Genomic DNA, 13,234 nt, shown 5'->3' on the forward strand with positions numbered 1-13,234 from the left:
TATTCTCTGCCAAAATATGCTGGGCTTTTATCGTTGAAACGAAACCTTGAAGGTTGTGCCCTCGCCTTCCTGCGACTGCACCGTAATCGTTCCGTTATGTCGTTCCACAATGCTTCGGCACATGGATAAACCAAGTCCGGTCCCTTTGGCTTTGGTCGTATAAAAAGGTTCAAACAGCTTCTCTTGCTTCGGTTGTGCTATGCCTGCACCTGTATCATGTACACATAGCTCAACCTTGTCATCTACCATCCGCGTTTCGAGCGTCAGAACCCCTTTCTCTGTCATGGCTTCCATACCGTTGCGAGCCAGATTGAGCACTACCTGCTTGATTTCTTTCGTATTCAGGTGCAGCTTCGGCACATTATGGTCAAGCATGAGTTCGATACTCTGTCCACGCAGATTGGCATCTGCCCATAACAACGGGCTCAATTCATGAATAATGTCATGCAGCTGGGACTCTTCCTTTTCTGAGATTCGGTTCTGGGCTAGGGAGAGAAAGTCATTGATGATGCTGTTTGCCCGGTCCAGCTCCTCCAGTACAATCTGATAGTAATGATCCAGCGATTCGGGACTCTTCTCTTGCATTAATTGAAGGAAACCGCGTACAACCGCCATCGGATTCCGCACTTCATGAGTTATGCTGGCAGCCATCTGCCCCACCAGACTGAGACGATCCACATTGTCCAGCTCGCTTCGCAGCATTTCCAGCTCAGTAATGTCCTGAATAATGAGCATGGCTCCCGTGACCTCTCTTGACCTTTCAGGTGAAAGGGAATAGATCGGCACGGTCCGCGATTGGAACACATAGGAGCCGTAACGCACGGTCATGCCGTTGATTTCCCCATGCACAACCGCCTTGCGTATACTGTTCTCCAATCTGTCAGCCTGCCCCTGTTCGACAAATTGGCTGGCCGGGAGACCAATCAAATTGGAAGTGGTCGTACAGGGCAGTTGATTTCTTGCTGTTTGTTCCATGGTATCATTGACGAACTGTACCGTTCCATCCGGGTCCACGGTAGCGATGGATAATGGAACTGCGTTCAGTATTTGGTGAAGTTTTTCCGTTTCGGATATGTATTGATGATGAACCTCGGACAGATGTTGTTCAAGCCCCTGATGATGATGCATATGCTCAATCCAGAGCATACTAAAGCTGCCTGCAAGAACAGCACCAATGATGTACCCCAGCATGATGCCCATGCCTTGAGCTAGGGAGAACGTAGAATTGCCATCCATCAAAGGAATGCTCAGCAGGGTGGATACGATCAATCCCGCTGCGATCAACGAGCTGACCATCGTCATTTTGCGTAAACGCGTATAGTGCTTGAATCGTCTGGCCGTCAACCATACAATAGGATAGAGAAGAATACCTGTTTGAAGGAGAAACTCGTACAAGTTATAGGGATGTCCAATAAGAAAATAAACGATTACATGGAGAAGGGTAAGCGTGAGGCCTATCGCAGGCCGGCAGTATAATATGCTGATGGTAAGAGGTACCACACCCAATGAAATGGGGAGGGCCGCGGGACTCGCATAATGGGCAAATAGCAAACAGAGCAGCATGCTGGCCGCACTTGTCACTGCCAGGCTGTTCAACATCATTCCACTACGATCTGTCTTGGCCTGAACTTGTTTGGGAAGTCCCAGATAAAAAAAGGGAATCAGGAATACTGCAGAACCTGCAAGCAGCACCTGTAAAAGAATGTCCTTTAACGCAACCACCATGCCATCTCCCTCCTCGCCCGCACATTCCCTCATGTATTTCTGATTAAAACATAGGCGACAGTATATTACAATATATCCCTTGAGACCGCATAATAGAACAGTTGCTTTCATCATAAATGGTCAAAAATGTGTACCATTTGTCCTATAATCCTTCACAATTCGATTTTTAACGTCCAAGTGTACCATATATAGAAAACGGCAATCTCTGGAATCTATATATGGTTTATTCAATTTCTTACCAGTGTTCAATAAATATTAATAAAGTAGATAAAATCCATGGAAAAAGAGGGAAATAAATTATGTACGATGTCATTGTAATTGGTGGCGGTTCCGCAGGCTTAATGGCCTGTGTTGCTGCTGCCGAGCATGGAGCGTCTGTGCTTCTGCTGGATAAGGGAGATCAACTGGGCCGCAAGCTCGGAATCTCCGGAGGCGGTCGCTGCAATGTGACCAATGCCAAAGAGACAGATGAACTGATCAGGCATATTCCCGGTAACGGGCGTTTCTTATATAGTTCATTTCAAAATCTGGACAATCAGGGGATTATGCGTTTCTTTGAAAACCTGGGTATTGCCCTGAAGGAAGAAGACAATGGAAGAATGTTTCCTGTTACAGACAAGGCCAAAACGGTGGTCGATGCTCTGGTGGGCAAGGTGGTTTCCCTGGGTGTGGAGATTCGTACCAAAGAGCCTGTCAAGCAGCTGTTTCATGATGGGCAGCACGTTCAGGGCGTCAAACTTGCCTCGGGGAAAACTGTTAAAGCTCATGCAGTCATTGTAGCAACCGGAGGCAAATCCGTACCTCAAACCGGTTCAACCGGGGATGGTTATCCTTGGGCTGAATCAGCCGGACATACAATTACGGAACTTTACCCGACAGAGGTACCCATTGTTTCCGGTGAGAGCTGGATCCAATCCAGAGAACTTCAGGGGTTGTCTTTGCGGGATGTAGGGTTATCTGTGCTGGATGCCAAAGATAAGACTGTGATTTCGCATCGCGGTGACATGATCTTCACGCATTTTGGTGTATCTGGTCCGATCGCCCTCCGCTGCAGTCAGTTCATTCGGAAGGTACAAATGAAATCCGGCAACCCTCAGGTCGTGATGAGCATTGATTTGTTCCCTGATCTGACTCCAGCGGCGCTGGAAAGACAGGTTCAGCAGGTCCTGGAGCAAGAGTCACGCAAGGCGGTTAAGAATATTCTGAAAACTTGGGTACCTGAACGCATGATTCCATTACTGATGAAACGTGCCGAGATTAGTGAAGACCTGACGTTCCACCACTTCCCGAAAGGCATGCTCAGCACATTATGCGGGCTAATGAAATCTTTTACCTTCCGCGTGGATGGCACACGTTCTCTTAAGGAAGCCTTCGTCACTGGTGGAGGTGTGCACTTAAAGGAAATATACCCAAAAACAATGGAATCCAAGCTATTGCCAGGTCTATTCTTTTGCGGTGAAGTCTTGGACATTCACGGCTACACTGGAGGGTATAATATTACCGCTGCATTCTCTACCGGATACACGGCTGGTATGCATGCCGCAGAGTACAAAAACGCCAGTAGTATAGGATAAATAAATATTCCAAAAACAGGAAAACCTCGAAGTTCCCACATGCTGTGGGACCCGAGGTTTTTTTGACTATTCATCTGATTATGCTTTTACACTGCCGGAGAATCCATCCACTGAATCGTCAAAGGTTGGATCATCGTCCCGGTTATGCAATCCTTGTTGAAGCCCACCGTCCTGATTTCCATTTGCATAACCTTCTTGCCAATCCTCATTCACGATATGAGCCGGAATGGATATATTCTGAAATTGATCAAACCCGTCTGTTTCAGACAGGAATGTGGTGCTTCCTCCGTGTGACTGCACAATCTCCACCGCGGACTGTATATCCTGGCGATCGGTAGGAATGTACAATTCCAGCGGCCCCGATTGATAAGGCTTATATCCAAGCTCCTTCAGCGTGGCCTCTGCCGCAAGCAATGCTGAATTGTCAGAGAAATGTACCTGAAGTTCACTATCGTCCATCATTCGTTCTTTTCCTCCTCGCTACAGTTGAACTCTCCTATAGCATGGTCACTAATGGAAGGCGATATGCGACTTCTACTCGGAAGGAAATACTTTAGCTTGAACGGGTCAATCGAATCCATCCCCCTACGGAAAGGCAAAAGAGTCCGAAGACGACGACACCTGCCGCAACAATGACACTTAACAGCCAGCCAAGCCAGGTTATTCCCAAAGCCAGACCCATGATAAGGCCCAGCGGGATAAAAAGCATCCGAACCATCGTCAATCCTGCACGGTGCAGAGCAGCCGGGTCATAGGATAGGAGCTGCACATAGTCTGAAGTCGCGAAGACATCCCACGAGCGATAAAACAGCAGGGTCAGCATAATGACAAGCAAACAGCACACGATGACATTAACGGGAAAAGGTGGAAGCATGACTGCTGCTGTTGAGAGAGTACCCAGCTGCAAATACAGTTTCATCGTGGACGAGTCTCGAAAAAAAGCTTTGAAAGCCGTTTCGGCTGTCCGGTTGGACATGGAACGATTGCGCAGAATCCTGCGCCTTTTGCGAAAAATGACTGTTTTTGTACGTGGAACCTTCGGCTTGGACACAGACTGACTTAACATAAGCGCTGTTAGTTTCAATCGACCTCGTAAATCTTCCCGTACATCCCCCTCGAATGTCCCCTTCATCAACAGCCTCATTTGCACCAAAGTAATAACAAAAAGGATTCCGACAAAGATTCCAACAAGCTGTCTCCAGATCTCTCCATCCATCCATGACGTTGTACGGATCGTAAAGAATCCCATGGCAATCGCGGCAGAGATGAGCTGTGTCCAGCGTCTCCATCCGGTATATCGCACCTTAATGATGTGCAGAGCAATCGTCTGAATGGAGGCAACTATTCCAAACCAGAGTGCAAGGAGCGCGATAGATGTAAATGACATGCCATAAACACGAGACCATAAGGGTGCGGTCAAGGCTGTAACCACAATCATTTTGCCCAAATGCAGCAAGCAGGCCCGCAAAAGCCCTTGCCTCATTAAGGTCCGCATCCATAATGGTCTCGATTTGAGAAACAGCATGTCAGCTTCTTCCACAAAGATCAGTACACCGCCTGAAAGCATAACGATATCAATCAGCCCTGTCAGGACAGGCACAGATAGTTCAGTCGCCCATGTTGGTAGCGGTTTGGTCCATAGGCTTGAATACCACCCGATCAGATAGAGCAGCCCTGGCACCAGCAGATACAACCATACCGTCCAGTCCACTACCAATTTCAGATTTTTTAACTGTCCATTGAAATGCTCTCGACGTCTGCGTTTATATAAACGAATTGGTGTATATCGCTCGGAGTTTCCCATCCCTCTTTCACCTCCCTGACTAGGATGTCAATATATCAAAGCAGTCGAATAAGGATAATTCTGGCTGCCCGGCAATAGCGCGAATCTCATCCAGCGTGCCTTCAGCTGCCGATCTGCCTGCTGCTATCAGTACAAACCGGTCACAGATCCGTTCCGCTGTATCAAGGACATGCGTGGACATTAACACCCCTGCCCCGCGGCGGCGTTCCTCATCAAGCAATTGCAGGAAATCCTTCGTTGCGCGTGGATCCAGTCCAATAAAAGGCTCATCTACAATATATACATCAGGTGAGGCCAGGAAGCCGATCATCAGCATCATTTTCTGACGCATGCCTTTGGAAAAACTGCCGGGAAGATCATCGCGTACATGATCCATGCCGAAACGAACCAGTAATTCCTCCGCTCTCGCAACAAATTCCCTTTCCTCCATTTCGTATGCAGCTGCCGCAAGGTCAAGATGCTCCCAGAGAGTCATATATTCATAAAAGACAGGCTGCTCCGGAATGTAGGCATATCTGCCCTTTCCTCCAATTGCAATCTCAAACTCGGCGTACTCCAGCAAGCCAAGCATCGTTTTGATGGTCGTGCTTTTGCCTGCACCATTGGGGCCAATGATGCCCACCAGTTCACCTGGATACACCTGGATTTGGATGTTTTGTATCGTCGACTTGCCTGCTTCATATCCTGCCTCTGCTATATGTACGTCCAGTATGGACTGCTTCAATGCTGCCTCCCCAATTTCGACCTTCATGCCCTTCACTCCCCGTTTAATTACTTGTCTAGTGTGTTTTACATTATTGTAATGAAGTTATTAGCAATGTTTTTGATCATTTTGAGCATCTTTAATGAATTAGAGGTGAAAATGTAAAAACCTTTAAACACACAAAAAAAGCAGGGGTTCCGGAGCCCCTGCTTTTTCATGATTATCCAGTGGAAATCTCATATTACCGTTTACAACCCACCACCGATGTGGTTTCACTTGTGGATACACTCTGGTTATGATCGTTGTCATTCTCGTTGTCGTTGCTTTCGGTTTGAGTCGATGTAGTGCTCTCTCCTGCTGCAGCCGTGTTCAAAACCAAGTCCAATGCTCCACCTTTATCGCTTGTGTAGTTACTTTCATAACGGTCACATACATTTTCGTTAGAATTTGTTTCAGATTGAGCCACAGTTGTACTCTCACCTGCAGCATTAGTGTTCAAACCCAGATCCAGCATTCCAGCACTTTCGCTTGTGGAGATGTTGTCCTCATTAAGATCACAGTCCTTTTCACTAGTGCTGCTTTCGGTTTGAGTCACTGCTGTGCTCTCTCCTGTAACATTGGTGTCCAGACCAAGACCCAGATCCAGCGCTCCACCTTTTTCACTCGTGTAGCTGCTGTTCTCGTTTACGTCTTCGTCTTTCACACTAGTGTTGCTTTCAGATTGAGTCACTGTTGTGCTCTCTCCTGCAACATTGGTGTCCGGACCAAGACCCAGATCCAGCGCTCCACCTTTTTCGCTCGTGTAGCTGCTGTTCTCGTTACGGTCTTCGTCTTTCACACTAGTGTTGCTTTCAGATTGAGTCGCTGTTGTACTCTCTCCTGTAACATTGGCGTCCAGACCAAGACCCAGATCCAGCGCTCCACCTTTTTCACTCGTGTAGCTGCTGTTCTCGTTTACGTCTTCGTCTTTCACACTAGTGTTGCTTTCAGATTGAGTCGCTTTTGTGCTCTCTCCTGCAACATTGGCGTCCAGACCAAGACCCAGATCCAGCGCTCCACCTTTTTCACTCGTGTAGCTGCTGTCCTCATTAAGATCACAGTCCTCTTCGCTGCTGTTACTTCCAGTTTGAGTTGTTCTGAAGCGCTCACCAGCACCATTGGCATCCAGACCGAGACCGAGATCGAGATCAAGCGCTCCACCGCTTTCGCTTGTGTGGCTGCTACTGTTCTGATCGTTACCGCTTCGTGAATAATCGCTCATCGTTGTACCTTCTCCCGACACATTGGCATTAAGTCCAAGGTCCAGGTTGCCTGAACTGCTACGTTCGGCAGTTTTATCGGAAGAATCATCATTGTAACGGTTTGTATTTTCTGAAGATAAGCCGGCATTTAAACCCAGATCCAGGTTCAGCGCACCCGATGCATTGGAAGACCCTTCTTTACGGCTGTCGTTTCCGTAACTCACGTCACGTTCTCCTGACAGAAGGGATCCGAGCTCCAGATGCAAACCTGCATTTAAGTCCAAATTTTTACTGCCGTCATTACTGTTATAACTATCCGCGTATGTGAATTGGGAAGCTCCCAGCATTCCAGCGACCAACGTACCCGACAACACCGACAATTTTACCCAACGATTCACTTTTTTCATGATAATATACACTCCTTCTCCATTTTGGTTGAATTAACGCCATTGTGTTTGAGAGAAAGAGGTATATTGCGGTGGCTGCCCCGGCGGAGCTTGTGACCATTGACTGAAACCATCCACAGGCTCCCTTTTGAAAGTAAAACCGGAATCAGGACCATCCAGTCCATTCATTGTTCCAGGAAGTGCTGCTGCTGGAGCAGTTGACCCGCCGCCAGTTAGACCAGTAACACTTGAACCTCCACTTGCAGAAGCATTCGCTACTCCAGGAAAAGTTGAACTTTCCATCACAGGCCATACTCCAGATCGTTCTGCACTTGGCTGTAACGGAGACAGATTATCGGAAGTATTCTTCCGTTCAATCACATCAAGGTGATTCCGATCCTGAACCTGATTAGTGACTAAAGCTGCAAAAGATAGCTGATTGACCACGATTGGCTCATCCTCCGTCAGGACAACTGTAACATCGGAGTTTGGCTCAACTTTAGATTTCTCTACAGGCGTAGCCTGCTGAACCACAGGTTGTTCTGGATGCTCTGTTGATATGGTTGTATCTTGAACTACATGCCCTGTGATCTGTGTGGTGTTCCGCCTTTCATTATCTTGTGAAGAATCCGAATCTATGGATGGCATCGCTTCCTTAGTCCAATCTTCAACGTTTCGACTAGCTGCAACCGAAGGTTTTTCCGGTGTTGAAACAGGTTGCTCCGGCGCAACACTTGGCTCCTCAGGTTTCAATGTCGGAATATCCAACGCTCCCTTTTCGGGATTAGTCTCAGCGGACACATCCAGGGCAGGGACATTAGCCTTAACTGAAGGAAGCTGAACTTTACCTTGAGTCAGATCCACATGGGTTGAAGAGACATCAACGGAAGTCACTTCCGGCACATCCACCTTCACGGAAGGCAGTTCAACCTTTCCCTGCCGAAGGTCTGCTTCTACAGCAGACGTCTCTGCCTTAATGACCTCCGGTACCTCTGTGGCAACACCAGGTAAGGAAGCCGTTCCCGCATTCAGATCCAACTCACTGCCGGATACACTCGCTTTTAGTACAGATGTATCCGCTTGTATAGAAGGCAATTCAACCTTTCCCTGTTTGGCATCAATACCGATCTCGGAAGTTTCTGCCGACCCAAGCGGCGTGTCCACCTTCAGCTCTGATACACTGAGCTTGCCAGTGGACTCACTTGCTTTGATGGAAGGAACCTCGATATCCAAAATAGGCGTAGATACCGATACGGAAGGCGTCAGGTTTAACCTGTCATCTGCATCTCTGGAGAACAAATCCAATGATAATCCAATAGACTGTTTATCTGATGATGTCTGATCCTCTGCATAGACATGTGTAGATCCCAGACCCAATATCAGCATCCAACCGAGTATGGCCAGGGGTACGCTTCCAAATAAAAGAACGGATCTTGTTAACTTTACATTCAAGCTGCTTCACCCCCTTTCCGCTGCTGCGTTAGTGGGACAAGGCATATGAGTTTCCCCTAGGTTTAGTAGTAATTTGGGGATTTCTGCCTGATTTTCATTAAACTTGAAACCGTTTACCCAAACGTTTTTAATTTAAAATGTTTAAATTTTATTAAAATACCTGTGATTTATTTACCATAAATATTTAATATCAATTAAGTACTGACCAAAAGATGCTATTCACTTACAGCTATAGTCTCACTCGCCAAAGTTACATCCATCTGTTTCGATCTACGTTTCATTACATATACCAATCCCAGGAGTGTCATTAAAATGCCAGAACATATAAAGGCCGGGATAACGCCAAACGACGTGACCAGAAATCCCCCTACAACGGGACCCATAATGTTGCTTGCTGTCATGACACTCCCTACCGTACCAAATACACGCCCGGTCATGGCTTCCGGAGTCCGTTCCTGCAGCAGTATCTGAAAAGGCACCACGGCGAACCCAATTCCGATTCCTGCCAGGGCAAACATCGATATCAGCAGCAGGTTGGCACCCAGACCAGCATGCGGCCACACGCCGACAACAACCCCTGCTGCACCAATGACAAGCCCCGTTATCGATGTTCCAAGCCCCATTTTCAGCACATGTCCTGCCCTTTTCCACTTCCTCACACTCATGGCTGCAATTAACGTTCCAACGCCACTGGCACCAACGCACCACCCCAGCAGGTCACTCGAAATTCCGGGCAGCTGTCTGAACAAAACAACGGTCTGGGAATCTGCAAATTGCAGGAACAGAATGGCGGATGCCAGCAGAATGAGAGAAGACCCTACCTGTGGAAGTGAAGCGAGCATACGAACGCCTTCCAGCGTATCCTTCAAGAAAGCACCTTTCTCTTGGGCTGAAATGTCCCCTTTTCCTTCTTCCATACTTTGTTGTACGGACTGTCTTGTGGATTGGATCACCCGCTTGCCCGGAATCCACAGCAAAATAATACCCGAAATAAGAAATGAGGCTGAATCCAGAATAAAACACCAGGTAATCCCAAAGGCCGCCACGAGCAGCCCACCAAGCGCAGGACCTATAATTTTGGACATCTGTTCGATCACCGAGCTGATGGAAACCGCTTGAGCCAGCTGACCATGCGCCACAAATTCCTTCAACTTCCCGTTCTTGGCGGGTGAAAATACAACGTCGAATAACGATTTGAGAATAAGCAATATGTATACATGCCAGATCTGATCGGCAAAAATGAACCCCGCAACAATGACTACTCGTGCACCGTCCGCTGCAATCATCAACCATTTCCGATTCATCCGGTCCGCCAGCGCACCTGCAAACGGGCCTGTAATCAGCACCGGTAATGCCGCACAAAGTGTAGTAAACGTAATTTCCCACGGCGTAGCATTCCAACGTATTCCTACTAACGTCAAGATCGCCAACAGATGCAGCCAGTCGCCCAGATTGGAGATGGCCTGTGCCACCATCAGTGTTACAAACGGACGGTTATGCTTCAGTCCGCGTTGTCCCTTCATTGTCATTTCCATTTTCGCTTCTCCTCCACTTGCCGGAATGTTGATATGGATTTAATTATATAAACTGGAACTTATTCCAACCTCCTTCCGAAGACGGAGAAGAGCCAACATCCGAAGAATGAACTTTCTTAGGTACAAGCTGCCTTGGAGAAGGACGAATGATTAAATTTTAAATGCTAAAAATGCAGATCTTGTGACATATCGCATGTTTTTCGTGGAAACAGAAGCTTACAATAAGGACATGGCGACAATCTGAATCGTCAAATGTAACCTACTCCACCCTATATAAGTTGAATATATCGTTTACATGTTAATCGTAACGAAGAGGACAGAAAAAACCTGGAAAAGCAACGCGCTCACCTTTATCACCGGATTTCACCTTTGAAAAAGATTCAAAAAAATCTGGGAATAACAGTGATTGGAGGGTTGTTCTGTCATCGTAGTGGTAGATAGTAACCTTATTATTTCAACTTATATCACTAAACTGAAAAGGCGGGATCAGCATGCTGGAATTACAAGAAATCGGAACCGAACGTTCACTTCATCTGTACCGCACCTTGGCCAAAACATTCAAGAGCGTGAATGAACACGCTGTCTCCGGTAGCAAAGTGCACGGCTTCAACCCTACAGCATACGGGGTGCTGGAAGTACTGTATATGAAAGGAGCACAGCCGATTCAACAGGTAGGCGCACAACTCCTGCTGCAGAGCGGGAACGTAACCTATGTCATTGATAAGCTGGAGCAAAAAGGACTCTTACATCGCAAACACTGTCCGCAGGACAGACGGATTATATTTGTAGAACTGACAGAGGAAGGCCACCGGACCATGGATGATATCTATCCAGGGTATGCACACAAGATCGATCGTGCAGTCAGTGGTCTGAGCGAGGGTGACAAGACATTGCTGTCTGAGTTATTGGAAAGGCTTGCGCTCGGCGCAGACCGTCTATCCGCTAATGGTTGAAGGAATAACCCTGATGAATAGCGAAAATAAAATAACCGGTTTCGCCAATCTGCGGCGTTACCGGTTATTGTTGTTGAATTATTTATTAACTTACGCGCTTCTTTCGCTTGCCGACCCATTTCAAAATAAATTGCCATAACAAATAGACAAACGTAATGATCAGTACATATAAATACGGCCCCGTATGCTGAAAAGCATCCATCAGAACCAACAAAAAAGCAGCTGACCCTCAGCTGCCTTCTTGTGAAAATACATGCTTTATCTAGTTGTGCTAATCAACAAAGTATCGGTTTTATGTACCGCATGGTTCGACAATCACTTCCCGGCAACCTTGGCCTGTTTCGGCATTCCTGCCCCTGCCTCTGCCTCTTCAGGTACGATTAGACGTTTGCGTAATGCTAATGTGGTTAACCAGGATACGATCGCGATCACGAACATGATGACAAACAGGGAATGCAGACTGCCTTCCAGCACATTCCGAAGCAATGCCCATTTGTCGTCCGACAAGGCAGCATCCGTATGCGGTGCGAGCAGCTCATTCAAGTCACTTTCGGAAATGCCGGCATCGGCCAGGTGCTGTTCACTGGATAATTTCGATATCCGGTAGTTCAACCATGTGCCAAATACGGCCGCGCCAATCGTTTGTCCCAGCGTACGCATGAACGTATGCAGTGCCGTTGAAGATCCGCGTTCCTGATATCCCACAGAGGACTGTGCAATGATGGTGAATATCGTAAACGCAAATCCAAAGCCAAGTCCATAAATAAAAGTCAAAATAAACAGCACGGCCTGTGGGGATGTTCCCCCGACCAGGAATAGCCCTCCAGAGCCGATCGCGATTCCGGTCAATCCAATGAGTGCAGTCAGACGTGACCCGATTTTCATCAGGAGACGACCCGCAAGCACACTTCCGATTAACCAGCCTACGGACATCGGTGCAAGCAGCAGTCCGGATTCAGTCGCGTTGCCTCCGCGTACGCCTTGTACCCATAATGGCAAATAACTGGTCAGGCCAATCATCAACGTGCTGGTGAGCAGTCCCGCAATATTGGCAACGCGGATGTCCCGAATACGGAACAGATGCAGTGGAACCATTGGCGCTTGGGCTCTTTTCTCAACAACGAAGAATAAGATCATGAACACGACAGCAACTGCACTCAGCCCCACAATGAGCGGAGAGCTCCAGGCATAATACTGCCCGCCAGCTGACAACACAAAGAGTAATGCCGTTATGCCCACCGTGAAGGTCAGCGCACCGATATAGTCGATTTTGGCGGTACGAGGTGAGATGTCTTCCTTCAAATAACGAAATACAAACCACATGGCCAGCAGGCCGAATGGTACGTTAAATCCGAAAATCCACTGCCAACCGAGATTATCGACAAAGTAACCGCCAAGCAGCGGCCCTGCCAGGGAAGAGATGCCCCACACCGAACTGATCCAACCCTGAATCTTGCCTCGTTCTTCAATTCGGTAAATGTCTCCAATAATCGTGAACGTAACAGGCACAACTGCTCCTGCCCCAATTCCTTGAATGGCACGGAAAATAATCAACTGCTCCATATTTTGTGAGAAACAGCAAAGTAATGAACCGAGCAAAAACAATGCACAGCCAATCAGGAACACGGGCTTTCGGCCGTAAAGATCACTGATCTTGCCAAAAATCGGCGTGCTGACAGCCATCGTGAGCAGATATGCGGTAAAGATCCAGCTCAGCAGCTGTACACTTCCCAGCTCACTTACAATCGTTGGCCCCGCCGGTCCAATGACCGTTCCTTCAATTGCCGACAAAAAGGTTGCCAGCAACAATCCCGCCAAGATGAAACTGCGTTTCAAACCTCCGGTTGTATTCACACAAACC

Annotated in this window: 10 protein-coding genes; 2 read left to right on the forward strand and 8 right to left on the reverse strand. The window is 47.6% G+C overall.

Annotation, left to right across the window (positions count from 1 at the left end; translation table 11 throughout):
- Positions 1–27 precede the first annotated feature (27 nt).
- Positions 28–1,725 (reverse strand): two-component system sensor histidine kinase NtrB, encoded by a 1,698-nt coding sequence (locus MH144_RS27935; RefSeq protein ID WP_239305496.1) that lies wholly within the window; start codon positions 1,723–1,725, stop codon positions 28–30.
- Positions 1,726–2,024: 299 nt separating this feature from the next.
- Here MH144_RS27935 and MH144_RS27940 point away from each other — a divergent pair, with 299 nt between their 5' ends.
- Positions 2,025–3,299: a BaiN/RdsA family NAD(P)/FAD-dependent oxidoreductase gene (locus MH144_RS27940; RefSeq protein WP_239305497.1), complete on the forward strand. Its 1,275-nt coding sequence runs from the start codon at positions 2,025–2,027 to the stop codon at positions 3,297–3,299.
- A 78-nt stretch (positions 3,300–3,377) separates the two neighbouring features.
- On the opposite strand, the gene MH144_RS27945 is transcribed toward MH144_RS27940, so the two are convergent.
- The 6 genes from MH144_RS27945 to MH144_RS27970 form a co-directional block, all read right to left on the reverse strand.
- Complete coding sequence (locus tag MH144_RS27945; RefSeq protein ID WP_239305498.1) at positions 3,378–3,761, reverse strand: hypothetical protein; 384 nt, start codon at positions 3,759–3,761, stop codon at positions 3,378–3,380.
- A 91-nt stretch (positions 3,762–3,852) separates the two neighbouring features.
- A complete protein-coding gene (locus tag MH144_RS27950; RefSeq protein WP_239305499.1) occupies positions 3,853–5,103 on the reverse strand; it encodes an ABC transporter permease in 1,251 nt (416 codons plus the stop codon).
- A gap of 19 nt (positions 5,104–5,122) precedes the next feature.
- Entirely contained in the window at positions 5,123–5,854 is a 732-nt protein-coding gene (locus MH144_RS27955) for an ABC transporter ATP-binding protein (protein WP_239305500.1), read from the reverse strand.
- A 193-nt stretch (positions 5,855–6,047) separates the two neighbouring features.
- Complete coding sequence (locus MH144_RS27960) at positions 6,048–7,454, reverse strand: hypothetical protein (protein ID WP_239305501.1); 1,407 nt, start codon at positions 7,452–7,454, stop codon at positions 6,048–6,050.
- A 33-nt stretch (positions 7,455–7,487) separates the two neighbouring features.
- On the reverse strand, positions 7,488–8,885 hold the full coding sequence (locus MH144_RS27965; protein ID WP_239305503.1) for a hypothetical protein: 1,398 nt from the start codon (positions 8,883–8,885) through the stop codon (positions 7,488–7,490).
- Positions 8,886–9,100: 215 nt separating this feature from the next.
- A complete protein-coding gene (locus MH144_RS27970; RefSeq protein WP_239305504.1) occupies positions 9,101–10,420 on the reverse strand; it encodes an MFS transporter in 1,320 nt (439 codons plus the stop codon).
- A 491-nt stretch (positions 10,421–10,911) separates the two neighbouring features.
- On the opposite strand from MH144_RS27970, the gene MH144_RS27975 reads away from it, so the two are divergent.
- Positions 10,912–11,373 carry a MarR family winged helix-turn-helix transcriptional regulator gene (locus MH144_RS27975; RefSeq protein ID WP_095362097.1) on the forward strand — a complete coding sequence of 154 codons (462 nt, stop codon included), beginning with the start codon at positions 10,912–10,914 and terminating at the stop codon, positions 11,371–11,373.
- Positions 11,374–11,688: 315 nt separating this feature from the next.
- Here MH144_RS27975 and MH144_RS27980 read toward each other — a convergent pair whose 3' ends face one another.
- On the reverse strand, positions 11,689–13,209 hold the full coding sequence (locus MH144_RS27980) for an MDR family MFS transporter (protein WP_239305524.1): 1,521 nt from the start codon (positions 13,207–13,209) through the stop codon (positions 11,689–11,691).
- Between the last annotated feature and the right edge of the window lie 25 nt (positions 13,210–13,234).

Source organism: Paenibacillus sp. ACRRY (genome assembly GCF_022346995.1).
In the GTDB taxonomy this organism is placed as follows: Bacteria; Bacillota; Bacilli; order Paenibacillales; family Paenibacillaceae; genus Paenibacillus.